The organism is Streptomyces sp. NPDC014870 (assembly GCF_043081505.1).
Classification (GTDB): Bacteria; Actinomycetota; Actinomycetes; order Streptomycetales; family Streptomycetaceae; genus Streptomyces.
This window is the reverse complement of sequence record NZ_JBIBWQ010000010.1, coordinates 254,472-270,596: the sequence shown is the minus strand read 5'-3', so window position 1 is coordinate 270,596 and position 16,125 is coordinate 254,472. Positions and strand designations below refer to the sequence as shown.

The window sequence follows — 16,125 nt, the reverse complement described above, 5'->3', positions numbered from 1 at the left end:
TCCTCATGGCTGTTACACGCCGTGGATTCATCACGGGAACAGGTTCTATTCTCTCCGCTCTGACACTCCCCGCCCACGCCTACGCCTCGGCCACCCAGTCCCGGATCCCCGCCCTGGTGATCGGTACCGGTTACGGCGGCTCCGTCGCCGCGCTGCGGCTGGCCCAGGCGGGCGTCGACGTGCGCATGGTCGAGATGGGCATGGCCTGGGACACCCCCGGAGCCGACGGAAAGATCTTCGCCAACACCACCACCCCGGACTACCGGTCCTTCTGGCTGCGCACCCGCACGAAGCAGCCACTCAGCCAGTTCCTGGGCTTCCCGCTCGACAAGGACGTCCCGCGCCACACCGGGATCCTGGACGCCGAGGAGTTCGCCGGCATCACCGTCTACCAGGGCCGGGGGGTCGGCGGCGGCTCCCTGGTCAACGGCGGCATGGCGGTCACCCCGCGCCGGGAGAACTTCGCCGCGATCCTCCCGACCGTCGACGCCGCCGAGATGTACGACGTCTACTACCCGCGCGCCAACGCCGGGCTCGGCGTCAACCAGGTCGACGTGTCCTGGTGGGAGAGCGCGGCCTGCTACCAGTACGCCCGGGTCGGTCGTAAGCACGCCGAGCGCTCGGGGTTCCCGTTCGTCTTCGTGCCCAACGTCTACGACTGGGAGTACATGAAGCAGGAGGCGGCGGGCGCGGTCCCCAGGTCGGCGCTCGCGGGCGAGGTCCTGTACGGCAACAACCACGGCAAGAAGTCGCTCCAGAAGACCTATCTGGCGCAGGCCCGGGCCACCGGGCGGGTCACCATCTCACCGCTGCACCGGGTCACGTCCGTGACTCCCGCGTCCGGTGGCGGCTACACCGTCGACATCGAGCGTCTGGACACCGGCGGGAACGCCACGTCCACCGAGACCGTCGTCGCGGACCGCGTCTTCTTCGCGTGCGGCAGCGTCGGCACCAGCAAGCTGCTGACCAAGCTGCGGGCCACCGGTGCGCTGCCGGGCCTCAACGGCGAGATCGGCAAGGGCTGGGGCGACAACGGCAACGTCATGTGCGGCCGGGCCAACCACATGTGGGACGCGACCGGCAAGCTCCAGTCGTCCATGCCCACCGCCGGCATCGACAACTGGGCGGCGGGCGGCGCGTTCGCCGAGGTGGCGCCGCTGCCCACCGGCATCGAGACGTACGCCTCGTTCTACCTGTCCATCACGAAGAACCCGAACCGCGCCGAGTTCTCCTGGAACCCCGCGGCGGGCCGGGTCGAGCTGAACTGGCAGACGGCCTGGAAACAGCCGTCGATCAACGCCGCCAAGACCATCTTCGACAAGATCAACGCGAAGGAGGGGACGATCTACCGCACCGACCTGTTCGGCGCGTACAAGATCTGGGGCGACCATCTCACGTACCACCCGCTCGGCGGCGCGGTGCTCGGCCGGGCCACCGACAACTACGGTCGCCTGCACGGACATCCGGGCCTCTATGTGATCGACGGCGCGCTGATCCCGGGCAACACCAGCGTCAACCCGTTCGTCACGATCACCGCGCTCGCCGAACGCAACATCGAGAAGATCATCGCCACCGACCTCTGAGTCGGTCTCGGCGCAAGGGGGTCACGCGCTCAGGACGTCGGCAGCACGCAGGCCGCGTCGAGTCCGAGGACCCGGTTGAGCCGCCCGAACGACAACCAGGAACCGATGCTCATCGTCAGCTCCACGATCTCGGGCTGGCTGTACTGCGCGGTCATACGAGTCCAGAAGTCCTCGTCCTCGTCGAGACCGTGGTGATCCAGGGCGTACCGCTCGGCGTACTCCGCGGCCAGCCGCGTCCGGTCGTCGAAGGCATCGGTGGTACGCCACTGGGTGACGGCGTCCGCGAACGACTCCTCGACCTTCTCCCCGTCCCGGTCGGTCCGCCAGTCGAGGCAGAACAGACAGCCGTTGATCTGCGCGACGCGCAGCCGGGCGGCCTCGAACTCGCGCAGGCCCAGGGTCGTGTGGGCGTAGACGGAGAGCGAGAAGTGCGCGGCGGCCGTGCCGATCTCGGGGACGATCTCGCCCCATACGTACTCGATCGGGTGTTTGCCCTCGGGGACGTCGATCCTCATGGTCGCTTCCTTCCCAGTCTGCCCACTGCGGGGCGCAGCGGGACGTCGAGCGCGTCGTAGAGGCCGGGCTCGGCGTCCACGAGCCAGTCGATCGCGTTCACCAGCCGGCCGACGGCCGTGGCGTTCCCGCCCGCGGAACGGTTCGCGTCCTCGTCGGTGGCCTCGACCGTGACCTCGATGCGCGGGCGGCCCTCGATGACCACCCGGTGGGCGCCCACGCCGTCGGGCGGGGTGGGCCAGTCGGGGGCGCAGGAGGGGTGGATCCGGGTGACGTGCTCGATGACGATGCGGGGTTCGCCGCCGACGATGCCCTGCACCTCGAACCGTACGGCGCCCTGGGTGCCGGCCTCGAAGACGCCCATCGTGCGAGTGGTCACGGTGGTGTCGAGGGCGCGCCGCGCCATGGTCTCGCGGATCTCGTCGAGTTCGACGCCGAGGGCCCGGGCCATCAGCCGGACCTGGCCGCCCCACACCATGGTGGGTATGGACTCGGCGAGCATCAGCGGTTCGTACTCCATGGGATGCCCCATGCCGATGAGATGGCGGACCGACTCCTCCTGCTCGTACGTCGAGTAGTCGAAGATCTCCTGGCAGCGGACGACGTCGACGGTGGAGCCGAGGCCACTGATCAGCAGCGGCAGCACGTCGTTGCCCCAGCCCGGGTCGACACCCGAGACGAAGAGCGAGCCGCCGCCCTCGGCGACGGCGGCGAGCACCGGGTCGCGGAACTCGGGCGGGGCGCCGCGCTGGTCGTAGAGGGGGTAGAGCGCGGGGGTGACGACGACGGCGCCGCCGCCGACGGCCCGGACGACGTCGGCGAGGGCCTCGTCGGGCCGGATGTCCCCGGAGGCGGCGTACACCACCGCGCGGGGGCGGGCGGCGAGCACGGCGTCGATGTCGCCGGTCGCCGCCACCCCGAGGGAGTGGTCGAGTCCGGCGAGGGCGCCCGCGTCACGGCCGACCTTGGCGGGGTCGTGGACGAGGACGGCGGCGAGGGCGAGCCCCGGGTGGGCGTCGACGGCCCTGATGGCCGCGCGGCCGACATTTCCGGTACCCCAGACAACGGTCGGAATCATGCGGGGAGGGTAACCTGACGCACCGTCAGTTCCTAGAGCCGGGAACGACTTCGGCGGCCGGATTCGACGGCTGCAACCCGGACGCAACCTCCGGCCGTGTTCCCTGGACGCTTCGAGAGCGTCGCGAAGGGAGCGGGAGATGGATCAGCCCGGCGCACGTGTGGAGTTGACGCCCGTGGCGGCCGAGCTGCTGCGCGGCCTGCGGGAGGCGCACGGCCCTCTGATGTTCCACCAGTCGGGCGGCTGCTGCGACGGCAGCGCCCCGATGTGCTACCCCGCGGGCGAGTTCCGCACCGGGGCGTCCGACGTACTGCTCGCCTCCCTGGAGGTCGAGGGCGTCGCGGAGCCGATCGCCTTCTGGATGTCGAAGGCGCAGTTCGAGGTGTGGAGCCACACCCGGCTCATCGTCGATGTCGTCCCGGGGCGCGGCAGCGGCTTCTCCCTGGAGGCCCCGGAAGGCGTCCGTTTCCTCATCCGATCCCGACTGGTCGGCTGCTGATCCCGTCACGGCCATGCGCGTCCGCCGAACTTCTCCGCACACCCAGCGGATTGACAGCGTGTCAGGGGAGCGATCGTTTGGGTTGCGCGTCCCCGCGTGCCGGCGATCGTCCTGCCGGCATGGTGCGCCCTCCTCGCGGCGGCCACCCCGGGCACGGCCGACGCCGTCCGGACCGAGGTCGCCCGGGGCGTCGCGTACCGCACGGTCGATGTGACCGGCGTCGGCGGTCCGGCCCGGGTCCATCTGGTCTCGGTGGATCTGCGGGGCATCACCGAGACCCAGCACCCGGGTGTCGAGGCGACCGGCGCGTCGGTCGGCCCCGACGTCGCCGGCCGGCGCGCACTGAAGTCGGCCGTTCCCACCGGTCAGCGGTTCGGGCCCGTGCTGCCGCCGGGCATCGACACCCGTGGAGGTGACGGTGCGCGACGGCCGTGTCGTCGACGTGGCCGACACGCCCGGGCGGGGGCCGATCGCGCCGGGCTCCGAGGTCCTGGTGGGCCGGGAGGACGGCCCACGGCGACTGCGGGCCCTGGAGGTGGGCGACCGGGTCGGCGTACGCCACCGGGACCAGGTGGGCGCCGCCGACGGCTTCAGCCTCGACGGCGGCGGCTCCTCGACACTCGTCACCCGCGAGCCGGACGCTCCGTCCGTCACCGTGCGCAACCACCCCGCAGGGGCACCGAGCGTCCCGTACCGAACGGCATCGGCGTCTTCGCGCGTCGCTGACGCCCCACCGCCCGCCCATGGGCACGGGCCGGACCCGCTCCGTCACGGCCAGTCACCGCGCGGAGCGCGCGGGCGCTGGCTAGCGTGGGGTGCGACAACCTCATCGACACCGTTTCGCACCACCCATCGATCGGAAGAGAGAGATCCGTCATGGCCGCACGACCTGAAGGCACCCCGGTCTGGACCGACGCGATGTTCACCGACGTCGAAGGCGCCAAGACCTTCTACGGCGACGTGCTGGGCTGGACCTTCGGTGAAGCCTCCTCGGAATTCGGCAACTACACGCAGGCGTACCGCGACGGCAAGGCGGTGGCGGCCGTCGTCCCGCCCATGCCCGGCCAGGACGGCTCCCCGCAGTCGGCCTGGTGTCTGTACTTCGCCTCGCCCGATGCCGCCGCCACGGCCGAGAGGATCAAGAGCAGTGGCGGCAACGTCCTGATGGAGCCGATGGCCGTGGGCGACTTCGGCTCCATGTGCCTGGCCCAGGACCCGGCCGGGGTCACGTTCGGCGTCTGGCAGCCCGGTACGCACAAGGGGTTCGAGCTGGAGGGGGAGCCCGGCTCCTACACCTGGGCCGAGGTCTTCACCCGGGAGCCCGACAAGTCCGACGCCTTCTTCACCGCGGTGTTCGGCTACAACGCCCAGAAGATGGTCGACGAGACCATGGACTTCAAGGTCTTCGACCTGGGCGGCGAGATGCCGGTCCTGGGGCGGATGAAGATGTCGCCGGACGACTTCCCGGCCGAGATCCCCTCGTACATCCAGGTCTATTTCGTCGTCGACAACTGCGACCAGGCGGTCGACAAGGCCCTCAGCCTCGGCGGGCAGAAGGTCTTCGGGCCGATGGACAGCCCCTTCGGTCGGTTCGCGGCGATCGTGGACCCGCAGGGCGCGGCGTTCGCGGTGATCGACACGAAGACCACCGTGGGCGAGATGCCCGAGATGAAGTGAGGGTTACGCGCGAGGGTGCCCGGGGCTGCGCGGCCCCGGGCACCGTCATCTCACCGCTCCGTCAGCCGCTGTCGCGGACGGCGACGATCCCGTTGAAGACGCCGACGTACGCGGTGCCGTCGGGCCCGAGGGTGATCGGGGCCCAGTTGTTGTCGTAGGCGGGGCCGGTACCGGTGAGCCGGCTCCAGGCGCGCTGTCCGGTGCGGAAGTCGACGGCCGTGAGGTACCAGGCGTCCACGCCGAGCGGGTTGGGCTGCTTCTCGTAGAAGTAGAGCAGTCCGTTGGCGGTGGAGAGCTTGGGGACGGTGGAGGGCGAGCGGACGTCGCTCTCCCAGACGGTGTCGCAGCCGCTGCCGTCGGGCCGTACGTCGATCCGGGTGGCGCCGCCGACCACGCTGCGGCCGAAGGTGAGTGTCGTGGGGTTCTCGTAGCCGTAGTTGTTCTCGACGACGAGGCTGTTGCCCCAGCTGATCAGGGAGTTGTCGGTGGTGGAGGCGCCGGAGCGGAAGACCGGCACCTTGCAGACCAGGCGTTCGGCGTCGGGGACGTCCACGCCTCGCCGGTAGACGAGGACGTTCATCCGGTCGTCGGCGTTGTCGGTGATCGCGACGTAGGCGTCACCGGTGCCGAAGAGGTCGGGGGTCGTGCCCGAACCCTGGTTCACGGAACCGGGTTTGGTGCCGGTCCCCCGGTCGTAGGTCTGCCGCCACTGGACGCGCGGGGTGCCGTCGGGGTCGGCGCGGAAGCTGTAGAGCGCGTGGTCGGAGACGATGGAGACGCCGTCCCGCGCGACGGAGAAGGAGTTCTGGATCTCCTCGCCTTCCAGCCGGACCGAGCGGAGCGTGCCGGTGGCGGGGTCGATCGTGCCGACCCGGCCGAGCCGCGTCACCCACCACACCCTGCCGTCGTAGTCCGGCATGACGGAGGTGATGGGGTCGCAGACACCGCTCGGGAAGAGGTTGGTCCAGCTCACGCAGTCGTGCGGGACGAGCGGGGTGAGGTCCCAGTCGTTCTCGACGACGAACTCCCATCCCCCGTCCTGCTTCTGACGGTGTGCGATGCGCAGGACGTGCTGGCGGGAGTCGGCGAGGACGACCCGGTCCTGATGGTCGAGGTAGAAGTAGGCGCCGCCGGAGGTGTCCTTGAAGATCTTCTCGAAGTCGAGCCGGGTGATGGCCTCGACGGTCGACGAGCGCTGCGGCAGCTTGTACTCGGCGAGGGTCTCCAGGGTGCGCGGGTCGAGCAGTTTGAGCAGGAACCCCGAGAACGTTCCGCAGACGGTGACGAGCCGGCCGCCCGCGTCGAAGGTGGCGGTGGCGCACTCGCCGCCGACGGCGGCCATCTTCTCGCTGGAGACCTTGGGGTCGCGCCCGAGCGGCCCGGAGAAGGGGTGGGTGCCGCTGCCGGCGCCGTCGGCGTGCATCCCGCTGCGCCCGTTCGGCGCGAGGTGGGGATGCTGGTCGGGCGCGTCGCCCGGCACGGGCCGGGCGGGCGCGGGAGCTCCCTCGTAGGCGTCGACGAGCCGGTGTCCTGGGGCTCGCGGTATGTCGTCGGCGAGGGCGGCGGGGGTCGCGAACGCGAGGGCGAGTGTGCTCGCCACGGCGATCAGGGCGAGCACACGGGCTCGCCCGGCGGGGGTGGTCAATACGGCTCCTCGGGTGCGTACGTCGGTCGCGCCGGCGGCCGACGTTAGGCCCGAGTGCGTGAGATGTACATGGAACTGCCGTTGGTTTCATGGGCAGTTGACGCACACGAAACGTTACGGCTTGAGGCTGCTGACCACGTTGGCGGTGGCGGCCACCCCGTTCTGGATGGTCGGCGCCATGCTCGTGCCCGCGAGGAAGAAGCCGAGCAGGGCGCAGACCAGCGCGTGGGAGAACTTGAGGCCACCGCTGCGGAGGAAGATCACCGCAAGCACGAGCAAGAGAAGTACGACAGAAACGGACACGGCCATCGCCCACACCCTCCTTGCGCCGCGCCGGAATCGCGGCGTTCGGCGGCCAGTGTGGCCCAGCGGGAGCGCCGTCCGGCCGAACGGCGTGTCGGCCGAACGGGTGGGATTCCGTGTCAGCGGTTCAGGAAGGCGCGGAGCCCGGCGAGGTCGTCGGTGTTGATGTGGTCGACCCGGGCGGCGCGCAGTTCGCTCCAGACGGCGTCGCGGGCGGGTCCGGGCGCGTCGGGGGTGGCCCAGAAACGGACCCGCTGGCCGCGTGCGTGGGCGGTCCTGACGATCGAGCGGAGCCGGTCGCGTTCCTCGGCCGGGAAGGCCCCTGTGCCGGTCCAGCCGAAGGAGTGGGTCCAGTTGGAGCTGATGAGCGGGATGAAGGAGGCGGGCGCGGGGGCCGCGGCGGCGAGGTCGTCGAGCCGGCCGTCGTAGAAGGCGTGGCGGAAGGCCTGCGCCTCCATCGGGGCACGGGCGGCGCGGTCCCCGGAGACGACCGGGGTCACGGCCCCGAGCCGGACGTGACCGGCGGCGTAGGTCGACAGCATGCGTCGGTAGGGCCGGAGTTGGCGGTGCAGCTCCTGGTACGCGGCGACGCCGTCGGTCTTGATGTCGATGAGCAGCTGCACCGGATGGCGGTAACCCGGGTGCACGGCACCGTGGTTGGCGCGCACGCGGGCGAACAGCGGGTCGAGGTAGAGCGAGCGGAGGGTCCGGCTCGGGTCGAGCTCGGCGGGCTCGTGCGCGACGAGCAACTCCCCGTCGACGAGGAAGATGTCGGCCTCGACGCTGGTGAACCCGTGGGCGAGGGCGTCGCGCAGGGGGCGCGGGTGCAGGTAGTCGTTGTGCGCGTGCGCCTGCGGCAGGGGCCTGACGCGCTGGGCGGCGACGGCGGTACCGGGCAGCGCGAGGCCGGCGGCCCCGGCGGCTCCGGCAGCGAGGGCGGCGACGGCGGTACGCCGGGACAGGGGCGCCATGGGGAGCCTCCAAGGGGTACGGGTGGGCACGGACCCGACCGAGTATGGCCGCTACAGAGCACCAACTTGCCTGATCCGTAGAGGAGTTGGTCGACCGGACGCCGTCCGTCCGCCGATGGTTCGCCTTACCCTCGAAAGGTGGTTTCCTACGATGAGTTGACGCCACCGGAACGCGCTCTCTGGGACGCCTTCCCGGACGGCCGCCGCCTGGACCTGCGTACGGGAACACCCGAGGCCGACGACGTGCGCGGTGGCGGGCGGTGGGGCGCGGAACGCACGGTGCGGGCCGTGGTGATCGCCGCGCTGCTCCTGGGCGCGAACACCACGCCGTCGGGCGTGGTCGCGTCACTGCGGCTCGCGGGGGCGCGCATCACCGGCCCCCTCAACCTGTCCGGCGCGCAGATCGGCCACTCCCTCTGGCTGGAGGAGTGCTGGTTCGAGGAGAGCGTGGACCTGTTCGCCGCGTCCACCCAGACGCTCTCGGTCATCGGCAGCCGGTTGCCCGGCCTGAACGCCGGGTCGTCCCGCGTCGAGGGGCGCCTCGATCTGCGCCGGTGCGTCATGGACCGTGGTCCCGTCTCGCAGTTCCACGGCAAGGTGACCGTCGTCCTGCTCATCCACGCCCATGTGGCCGGCGAAGTGCTCCTCAGCGGGGCCGAGATCACCGCGCCCGGCGGGTGGGCGGTGTCCGCGGGCGGGATGGTGTCCGAAGGCGGGGTGTTCTTCCGGGACGGATTCGTCGCCCACGGCGGCGTCCGGATGAGGGGGGCGCAACTGCCGGGCGGTCTTTTCATGCGGGGCGCGCGCCTGGAGAGCCCGGGTCCCGACGGGGTGGCCCTCGCCGTGGACAACGTGGTGGCCTCCTCGCTCAACTTCTCCGGAGGGTTCACCGCGAACGGGACCGTGCGGCTGCGCGGCGCCCAGATCTCGGACAGCCTGTCGTTCGAGGGGGCCGTCCTCAACGGGGCGCCCGACGGCGACGGCCCGGCGCTGCTCGGCATGCTGCTGCAGGCGGTCGACTTCGACTTCACGCTCGCCCGGCCGCCGGCCGGCGCCGTGGACCTGCGCGGAGCGCGGGTGTCCTACCTCCACGACAGCCGGCAGAGCTGGCCGGACGTCGTGGAGCTGGACGGATTCGTCTACGGCACGATCAAGGTGGACGAGGCGGGAGAACGGCGGGAGGCCGCGGTGCGGCGCGAGCCCGTGGCCGATCGGGTGGAGTGGATCCGGCGCAGCTCGGGCTACAGCCCACAGCCGTACGAGCAGTTGGCGAGCTGGTACCGGAGCATCGGCCATGACGACGACGCCCGTCGGGTGCTCCTGGCCAAGCAGCGCCACCGGCGCCGCACGCTGCCCCCGGCCAACCGCGCCTGGGGACTTCTGCTCGACCTGACGGTCGGCTACGGCTACCGCCCCTGGCTGGCCGGCCTCTGGCTGGTCGTCCTGACCCTCCTCGGCACGCTGGCCTTCGACGCGCACACACCGTCGCCGATGAAGCCGGGCGAGGGCGGTCCGTTCCAGCCGCTCGTCTACACCCTCGATCTCCTGATCCCCATCGGCGGTCTCGGCCAGCGCACCGCGTGGTACTGGACGCAGGACAGCCTCCAGTGGCTGGCCTATCTGCTGATCGGCTGCGGCTGGGTCCTGACGACGACCTTCATCGCGGGCATGACCCGGACGCTCCAGAAGAACTGACGGTGGCGCGACGGGTCACGCCGGTCGGCCGAGGTCGATGTCCAGGCGCTCCGCGACGGCGGAGAGCGCCGCTCCGAGCGGCAGCGCGACCCGGGCGGCGGCCAGCGTGTCGCCGCGCGTCGGATCCCGGTTGACGATCACCACGGGCGTACCGGCGCCCGCGGCCTGCCGGACGAACCGGAGGCCCGACATCACCGTCAGCGACGACCCGAGGACCAGTACCGACGCGGCCCCGCGCACCAGCTCCCGGCAGTGCTCCACCCGCGTCACCGGGACGGTCTCGCCGAAGAAGACGACGTCCGGCTTGAGCACCCCGCCGCACACCACGCACGGCACCACGTGGAACCCCGCGACCTGCTCGTCGGTGAGGTCGGCGTCGCCGTCCGGGTTGATCGCGGCGGGAACCGGGTCGAATCCCGGGTTGGCCTCTTCGAGGCGCCGGGCCAGCTCACGGCGCGCGCTGACATCGCCGCAGTCGAGGCAGACCACCCGGTCGAGACTGCCGTGCAGCTCCACGACGCCGTCGCTGCCGGCGGCCTGATGCAGCCCGTCGACGTTCTGGGTGATCACCCCGGCCAGTGCTCCCTCGCGCGCGAAGGCGGCCACCGCCCGGTGTCCGTCGTTCGGCCGCGCCCGCGCGAACGTGCGCCGGCCGAGGTGGCTGCGGGCCCAGTACCGCCGTCGCGCCCGCGCGCCCGCGGTGAAGTCCTGGTAGGTCATCGGCGTGTGCCGGCTCAGGCTCCCGCCCTCTCCCCGGTAGTCCGGAATCCCCGACTCGGTCGAGATCCCGGCTCCGGTGAGCACCAGCACACGCCCCGCCCGCACCAGGTCGACGACGGGCTCCAGGTCCGTCGTCCCCGGCGGCAGGTCCTCGTTCGGTGTCCAGCTCAGGGTGGGCCGCATGCGCATAGGGCAAGCGTACGAAAGGACGGGCCGATCGCGGGCACGGCCGGTCCGCCCCGGGGGCCTAGGGCTTCTCTGCCGCCACGCAGTCCGACCACTCGACCGTGCGGTCGCACCAGCGGGTCAGCAGGACGCGGTCGTGGGCGACGGCGAGGAGGCCCGCGCCGGTCTCCGTGCGGTAGGTCTCCACCGCCGCGACCAGCGCCGCCGTCGTCGAGGCGTCGAGCATGGCGGTCATCTCGTCGCAGATGAGCCAGCGCGGGCGGAGCACCAACGCCCGTGCCAGACAGGCGCGTTGCAGCTGTCCGTCGCTGACCTCGTGCGGGCGACGGGCCAGCAGGTCCTCGGTGAGGCCGACCGTCGGGGCGAGCTCGGCGAGGCGGGCCCCGACCTCCGCGCGGCGGCCGGTGGCGCGCAGGGGTTCGGCGATGAGGTCGCGCAGCGGCAGCCGTGGGTCGGCGGACATCCGGGGCTGTTGGAACACCACGCCCACCGCCGTGCGCAGCGACCGCGGTGCCCGGTGGCGCCAGCCCCGTACGGACTCGCCGTCGACGCGGACGCGACCCGCCTCCGGGCGGTGGAGCAGCGCGGCGACCCGGGCGAGCGTGGACTTGCCGCAGCCGCTCGGGCCGAGGAGGCCCACCGACTCGCCGGGGGCGACCGTCAGCGAGGCGCCCCGGACGACCGGGGTGCGGCGGTCGTAGCCGGCGGTGATGGAGTCGAGTTCAAGCACGGGGCACTCCGGGTGCGTCGGTCGGCCGGGCCTCCGGGTGGTGACAGGCCACGCCCGCGAGCAAGGGCGGCTGGGTGGCACACGCCTCCGTCGCCCGGGGGCAGCGGGGCGCGAAGGCGCAGCCGGGCGGCAGGGCCGTCAGCTCCGGGGGCATGCCGGGGATCGGGGTGAACGCGCGGTCGGGCAGGGCGTTGAGGAGGCCACGTGCGTAGGGGTGGCTCGGGCCGGGCTCGCCGAAGAAGCGGTGCGCGGGGGTCGACTCGACGATCCGGCCCGCGTACATCACGGCGACCCGGTCGGCGATCCGCTCCGCGGCCGCCAGGTCGTGGGTGATGAGCAACAGCGCCCGGCCCTCGTCGGCGTGGCGGCGCAGCTCGTCGACGGTCCGGTCGACCAGGTCGCGGTCGAGGCCGGTGGTCGGCTCGTCGGCGAGCAGGAGCGGGGCGTCGCCGATCAGGGCGAGCGCGGTGGCCGCGCGCTGGGCGAGGCCGCCGGAGAGTTCGTGCGGGTACCGGTCGAGGTGGCCGACCGGGAACGCGGCCCGTTCCGCCGCCTTCTCGGCGGCCGCGCGCCGGTCCCGCCGCGCGGTGCCGGTCAGCTCGCGGACGGTCTCCTCCAGCTGGGCGCGGACGGTCCGCACGGGCGTGAGGTGGGCGGCGGGGCTCTGCGGTACGAGACCGACGCGCCGTCCTCGAACCGTACGGGCCAGGGTCTTCTCGTCGGCGGCGAGCAGGTCGACGCCGTCGAGCAGCGCGCTGCCGGAGGTCTCGGCGTTGCCCGGCAGGAGGCCGAGGAGCGCGGAGGCGAGGACGGACTTGCCGCAGCCGCTCTCGCCGACGAGGGCCAGGCACTCCCCCGCAGCCAGGTCGAAGTCGGCGTCGGTGACGGCGGCGACCTGGCGTCCGCCGCGCATCCGGAAGCGGACGGAGAGCCCGCGCACGCTGAGGACGGCGCCATCGGCCCTCTCGGCGGTCACCGCCTCCAGGGCGCGTACGACCCGCGAGTCCGGGGCGGTCACAGCATCAGCTCCGATCGGCGGCGGGGGTTGAGCCGGTCCCGCCACGCGCCGGCGAGCCCGGCGATGGCCAGGGTCGGCACGATGAGGAGCAGTCCGGGGAAGAGCGTCGGCCACCAGTCGCCGGCGAGGAGCGAGGAGCGGGCGGACTGCACCAGGTTGCCGAGGCTGGCCTGGTGGCTGGGCAGGCCGAGGCCGAGGAAGGAGAGCGCGGACTCGTGCCACATGGCGTGCGGCACCATCAGGACCGCGGCGAGTCCGGCCTGCGGCAGGACGGCGGGCAGCAGATGGGCCACGGTCACCCGCCACCGCGAGGCACCGCCGGAGATCGCCGCGTCCACGAAGGGGCGGGAGCGCAGCGAGAGGACCTCGGAGCGGACGATCCGGGCCGTCGACAGCCAGTGGGTCAGGGCGACGGAGACGACGACCGGCCAGACGCCCGGGCGGAACATGGCGACGATGAAGATGCCGAGCAGCAGGTGCGGTACGGAGGCGAAGGCGTCGACGAGCCGCATGACGACCCGGTCGGTCCAGCCGCCCAGGGAGGCGGCGGCCGCGCCGACGGCGGTGCCGATGACGGTCGCGACGAGCGCGGCGGCCAGGCCGACCAGCAGCGAGATCCGCAGCCCGTAGACGCACCGCAGGAGCAGGTCGCGGCCGACGTCGTCGGTGCCGAAGGGGTGCTCCCAGGACGGCGGCAGCAGCTTCAGGGAGAGGTCGACGGCCTGTTCGTCGAGTTGCACGATCGGCGGGACGAGGAGGACGGCCAGGAGGACGGCGCCGGTGATCACGGCCGAGGACCACAGGCGCAGGCGCCGGGTGCGGGGGTCAGCCATCGAAGCCCACCCTCGGGTCGGCGAGCCCGTACAGCAGGTCGGAGAGGAGGTTCCCGAGGAGGACGGCGGCGGTCGCGAGCACGGTGAGCGCGGCGAGCAGCGGGAAGTCCACGGAGGTGGCGGCCTGGACGGTCGCGGCGGCGATGCCGGGCCAGCTGAAGACGGTCTCCACGAGCAGCGCCCCGGTGATGAGTTCGGGGACGCGGGAGCCGACGAGGGTGAGCATCGGGAGCATGCCCGAACGCAGGGCGTGGCCGAGCAGCACGGTCCGGTCGCGCAGTCCACGCGCGCGTGCCCCGCGCACGGGGTCCTCTTCGAGGGCGTCGCCGACGCCCTGGCGGACGTACAGGAAGAACCAGGGCAGCTGGGAGACGCCGAGGACGAGGGCGGGCAGCACGAGGTGGGTGGCGACCTGGTCGAAGGTGACCGTGTCGCTGGCGGTGTCGGTGAGTCCGCCGGCCGGAAGGGCGCCGAGCTGGAGGGCGAAGAACCAGATGGCGAGCAGTCCGAGCCAGAAGGCGGGGGCGGCTTCCAGGGTGTACGCGGCGGAGCTGACGGTCCGGTCGAGCAGGCCGCCCCTGCGCCGCCCGGCGAGGACGCCGAGGCCGGTGCCCAGCGCGATGGCGACGAGGAAGGCGGTGGTGGCGAGCAGCGCCGACCAGCCGATCCGTTCGGCGATGACGTCGGCGACGGGCTGGCGCATGACGCTGGAGTCGCCGAGGTCGCCGTGGAGCGCCGAGGTGAGCCACTCCCACCAGCGGGTGGTGAGCGGCTGGTCGACGCCGAGGTTGGCGCGGAGCTGGTCGAGGTTCTCCTGTGAGGAGGTGAGCCCGGCGGTGCCCGCGTAGGCCTTCACGGGGTCGAAGGGGGAGGCTTCGGCGACGGCGAAGACCGCGAAGGTGACGCCGAGGAGGACGGGGACGGCGAACAGGGCCCGCCGTCCCGTCATCCGGGCCATGGCCCCCCAGGGGAGGCGTCGGCTCACTTCGCGGCGCCCTTGGGCTTCCAGGTCTCGACGTTCCACCAGGGGCCGGACGCGAGGCCGTGGTCGTGCGGCTCGGTCTGGGTGGACAGGCCGGCCCAGTTGTCGTTCACCACGTAGAGGTGGTCGATGTGGGTGAGGAAGGTGTAGCCGGGGTTCTTGACCAGTTCGCGCTGGACGGTGTCGTACGCGGCGCGGCGCTTGACCGGGTCGTTCGTCGTCCGGCCGTCGACCAGGGCCTTGTCGACGGTCTTGTTGTCGTACCAGGCCATGTTGTTGAAGCCGTCGCCGCCGAGGCTGGAGGTGAGCAGCAGGTACTGGTCGAAGTCGGGGTCGCCGGGCGAGCCGCCGCCTGCGAGGACCGCGTCGGTCTTCATCCGGGGCTCGATGACCTCCCAGGTGCCGGCCTGGGTCTTGATGTCGATGCCGGCCTTCTTGGCGTCGGAGGCGTAGGCGAGGGCGTGGTCCTGGCGGAGCTTGTCGCCGGAGAGGTACCAGAGCGGGAACTCGGCCCGTACGCCGTCCTTGACGCGGACCCCGTCGGCGCCGGGCTTCCAGCCGGCCTCGTCGAGGATCTTCTTGGCGGCGTCGAGGTCGTGGCGGCGCTCGGTGCCCTTGGCGAACCACTCACTGTCGGTGGGGACGGGCCCGTAGGCGGGCTTGCCGGCGCCTTCGAGGATCTTGTCGACCATGGCCTGCCGGTCGACGGCGACATCGAGGGCGCGGCGGACGGCGACGTCGCCGCTGACCTTGTGGTGCGTGGGGAGCGTGACGGTGCGGTAGTCGTACGTCTTGGCGGCGTACGTCTTCTTCGCCTTGTCGCTCTTGAATCCGGCGGCCAGGTTCGGCGGCAGGATGGCGCCGTCGAGGTCGCCGGAGCGCAGCCGGGTGGCGCGGACGTCGTCGTCCTTGACGATCGCCATGGTGAACTTCTTCACCTCGGGCGCGCCGTCCCAGTAGGTGGGGTTGGCCTCGAAGCTGAGCTTCTCGCCCTTGGACCAACCGGTCAGGACGTACGGTCCGGTGCCGATCGGCTTCGTGGTGAAGGCCCCGGTGTTGACGTCCTGCTTGCCCGCGACGTGCTCGGGGGCGATGCCGAGGACGGTGCGCTCGGCGAAGGGCGCGTAGGGGTACTTGAGGCGGAAGACGACGGTGTCGTCACCGACCGACTCGACGCTCTTGAGGGCGTCGAGCTCGGTGCGGGAGGGGTTGTTCGTCTTGGGGTCGAGGATCGTCCGGTACGTGAAGACGACGTCCTTCGCCGTGAACCGGGCGCCGTCGCTGAAGGCCACGTCCTTGCGGAGGGTGTACGTGTACGTGAGGCCGCCGTCGCTGATGTGCGGCAGCTCGACCGCGAGAGCCGGCTTCAGCTTCATGTCCTCGTCGAAGGCGAGGAGCCCGTCGAAGATCTTGGAGTTGCCGTCCTTGCCGTAACCGAGGAGCGGGCTGAGCGTCTCGGGCTCGTAGGCGATGCCGACGACCGCGGAGTACTTCGCGCCGCCGGAGCCCGCGGCGGAGCCGCCCGGGTTCGAACAGGCCACCGCGGTGAGGGCCAGGGCCCCGGCCAGGGCGACGGCGGCCGTGCCGCGTATGGATCGGGCGGTCATCGTGCCCACACCCCTCTTAAAGATCAACTGTTGTTGCGAACAACTCGCAATTAAACAGCATGTAAAGGGGTGCGGGCGCGGTGGG

General features: G+C 71.9%; 15 protein-coding genes and 1 pseudogene. 5 read left to right on the top strand and 11 right to left on the bottom strand.

Annotated features, from left to right (window positions below):
• The first annotated feature begins 5 nt into the window (after positions 1-5).
• Positions 6-1,583 (top strand): GMC oxidoreductase, encoded by a 1,578-nt coding sequence (locus ACF09C_RS28040; protein ID WP_392095404.1) that lies wholly within the window; start codon positions 6-8, stop codon positions 1,581-1,583.
• A 29-nt stretch (positions 1,584-1,612) separates the two neighbouring features.
• On the opposite strand, the gene ACF09C_RS28035 is transcribed toward ACF09C_RS28040, so the two are convergent.
• Together ACF09C_RS28035 and ACF09C_RS28030 are read right to left on the bottom strand one after the other, a co-directional pair.
• On the bottom strand, positions 1,613-2,098 hold the full coding sequence (locus ACF09C_RS28035) for a carboxymuconolactone decarboxylase family protein (protein ID WP_392095403.1): 486 nt from the start codon (positions 2,096-2,098) through the stop codon (positions 1,613-1,615).
• On the bottom strand, positions 2,095-3,174 hold the full coding sequence (locus ACF09C_RS28030; protein WP_392095401.1) for a dihydrodipicolinate reductase: 1,080 nt from the start codon (positions 3,172-3,174) through the stop codon (positions 2,095-2,097). Before ACF09C_RS28030 ends, ACF09C_RS28035 begins: the two co-directional genes overlap by 4 nt.
• Positions 3,175-3,313: 139 nt before the next feature.
• Here ACF09C_RS28030 and ACF09C_RS28025 point away from each other — a divergent pair, with 139 nt between their 5' ends.
• The 3 genes and pseudogenes from ACF09C_RS28025 to ACF09C_RS28015 all read left to right on the top strand — a co-directional run bounded on the left by ACF09C_RS28025 (position 3,314) and on the right by ACF09C_RS28015 (position 5,350).
• On the top strand, positions 3,314-3,673 hold the full coding sequence (locus ACF09C_RS28025) for a DUF779 domain-containing protein (protein ID WP_392095400.1): 360 nt from the start codon (positions 3,314-3,316) through the stop codon (positions 3,671-3,673).
• Positions 3,674-3,784: 111 nt separating this feature from the next.
• A pseudogene (locus ACF09C_RS28020) lies at positions 3,785-4,399 on the top strand (phosphodiester glycosidase family protein).
• 150 nt (positions 4,400-4,549) lie between these two features.
• Positions 4,550-5,350, top strand: coding sequence for a VOC family protein (locus tag ACF09C_RS28015; protein ID WP_392095398.1), 801 nt, complete (start codon positions 4,550-4,552; stop codon positions 5,348-5,350).
• 61 nt (positions 5,351-5,411) lie between these two features.
• On the opposite strand, the gene ACF09C_RS28010 is transcribed toward ACF09C_RS28015, so the two are convergent.
• The 3 genes from ACF09C_RS28010 to ACF09C_RS28000 form a co-directional block, all read right to left on the bottom strand.
• The gene (locus ACF09C_RS28010) at positions 5,412-6,995 is read right to left on the bottom strand and encodes a hypothetical protein (protein ID WP_392095396.1); all 1,584 of its coding nucleotides are present in this window, start codon (positions 6,993-6,995) and stop codon (positions 5,412-5,414) included.
• A gap of 114 nt (positions 6,996-7,109) precedes the next feature.
• Complete coding sequence (locus tag ACF09C_RS28005; protein WP_137991798.1) at positions 7,110-7,304, bottom strand: hypothetical protein; 195 nt, start codon at positions 7,302-7,304, stop codon at positions 7,110-7,112.
• Positions 7,305-7,417: 113 nt separating this feature from the next.
• Positions 7,418-8,269: a phosphatidylinositol-specific phospholipase C/glycerophosphodiester phosphodiesterase family protein gene (locus ACF09C_RS28000; protein WP_392095394.1), complete on the bottom strand. Its 852-nt coding sequence runs from the start codon at positions 8,267-8,269 to the stop codon at positions 7,418-7,420.
• A gap of 138 nt (positions 8,270-8,407) precedes the next feature.
• Between ACF09C_RS28000 and ACF09C_RS27995 the strand changes: the two genes are divergently transcribed.
• On the top strand, positions 8,408-9,964 hold the full coding sequence (locus tag ACF09C_RS27995; protein WP_392095392.1) for an oxidoreductase: 1,557 nt from the start codon (positions 8,408-8,410) through the stop codon (positions 9,962-9,964).
• Positions 9,965-9,979: 15 nt separating this feature from the next.
• Here ACF09C_RS27995 and ACF09C_RS27990 read toward each other — a convergent pair whose 3' ends face one another.
• The 6 genes from ACF09C_RS27990 to ACF09C_RS27965 form a co-directional block, all read right to left on the bottom strand.
• Positions 9,980-10,873: an NAD-dependent protein deacetylase gene (locus tag ACF09C_RS27990; RefSeq protein WP_392095390.1), complete on the bottom strand. Its 894-nt coding sequence runs from the start codon at positions 10,871-10,873 to the stop codon at positions 9,980-9,982.
• Positions 10,874-10,931: 58 nt separating this feature from the next.
• Positions 10,932-11,600, bottom strand: coding sequence for an ABC transporter ATP-binding protein (locus tag ACF09C_RS27985; protein ID WP_392095389.1), 669 nt, complete (start codon positions 11,598-11,600; stop codon positions 10,932-10,934).
• Positions 11,593-12,513: an ABC transporter ATP-binding protein gene (locus tag ACF09C_RS27980; RefSeq protein ID WP_392095569.1), complete on the bottom strand. Its 921-nt coding sequence runs from the start codon at positions 12,511-12,513 to the stop codon at positions 11,593-11,595. The genes ACF09C_RS27985 and ACF09C_RS27980 overlap by 8 nt, the downstream gene beginning before the upstream one ends.
• A 101-nt stretch (positions 12,514-12,614) precedes the next feature.
• Positions 12,615-13,451 carry an ABC transporter permease gene (locus tag ACF09C_RS27975; protein ID WP_392095387.1) on the bottom strand — a complete coding sequence of 279 codons (837 nt, stop codon included), beginning with the start codon at positions 13,449-13,451 and terminating at the stop codon, positions 12,615-12,617.
• On the bottom strand, positions 13,444-14,409 hold the full coding sequence (locus tag ACF09C_RS27970; RefSeq protein WP_392095386.1) for an ABC transporter permease: 966 nt from the start codon (positions 14,407-14,409) through the stop codon (positions 13,444-13,446). The genes ACF09C_RS27975 and ACF09C_RS27970 overlap by 8 nt, the downstream gene beginning before the upstream one ends.
• Before the next feature lie 23 nt (positions 14,410-14,432).
• On the bottom strand, positions 14,433-16,040 hold the full coding sequence (locus ACF09C_RS27965; RefSeq protein WP_392095384.1) for an ABC transporter substrate-binding protein: 1,608 nt from the start codon (positions 16,038-16,040) through the stop codon (positions 14,433-14,435).
• Positions 16,041-16,125 lie beyond the last annotated feature (85 nt).

Bases quoted from the DNA above. Each gene is read 5' to 3' on its own strand.
- ACF09C_RS28025 (WP_392095400.1), top strand. From the start codon at position 3,314: ATGGATCAGCCCGGCGCACGTGTGGAGTTGACGCCCGTGGCGGCCGAG.
- ACF09C_RS28015 (WP_392095398.1), top strand. From the start codon at position 4,550: ATGGCCGCACGACCTGAAGGCACCCCGGTCTGGACCGACGCGATGTTC.
- ACF09C_RS28030 (WP_392095401.1), bottom strand. From the start codon at position 3,174: ATGATTCCGACCGTTGTCTGGGGTACCGGAAATGTCGGCCGCGCGGCC.
- ACF09C_RS27965 (WP_392095384.1), bottom strand. From the start codon at position 16,040: ATGACCGCCCGATCCATACGCGGCACGGCCGCCGTCGCCCTGGCCGGG.
- ACF09C_RS27990 (WP_392095390.1), bottom strand. From the start codon at position 10,873: ATGCGCATGCGGCCCACCCTGAGCTGGACACCGAACGAGGACCTGCCG.
- ACF09C_RS28035 (WP_392095403.1), bottom strand. From the start codon at position 2,098: ATGAGGATCGACGTCCCCGAGGGCAAACACCCGATCGAGTACGTATGG.
- ACF09C_RS27975 (WP_392095387.1), bottom strand. From the start codon at position 13,451: ATGGCTGACCCCCGCACCCGGCGCCTGCGCCTGTGGTCCTCGGCCGTG.
- ACF09C_RS28005 (WP_137991798.1), bottom strand. From the start codon at position 7,304: ATGGCCGTGTCCGTTTCTGTCGTACTTCTCTTGCTCGTGCTTGCGGTG.
- ACF09C_RS27980 (WP_392095569.1), bottom strand. From the start codon at position 12,513: ATGCGCGGCGGACGCCAGGTCGCCGCCGTCACCGACGCCGACTTCGAC.
- ACF09C_RS28000 (WP_392095394.1), bottom strand. From the start codon at position 8,269: ATGGCGCCCCTGTCCCGGCGTACCGCCGTCGCCGCCCTCGCTGCCGGA.
- ACF09C_RS27970 (WP_392095386.1), bottom strand. From the start codon at position 14,409: ATGGCCCGGATGACGGGACGGCGGGCCCTGTTCGCCGTCCCCGTCCTC.
- ACF09C_RS28040 (WP_392095404.1), top strand. From the start codon at position 6: ATGGCTGTTACACGCCGTGGATTCATCACGGGAACAGGTTCTATTCTC.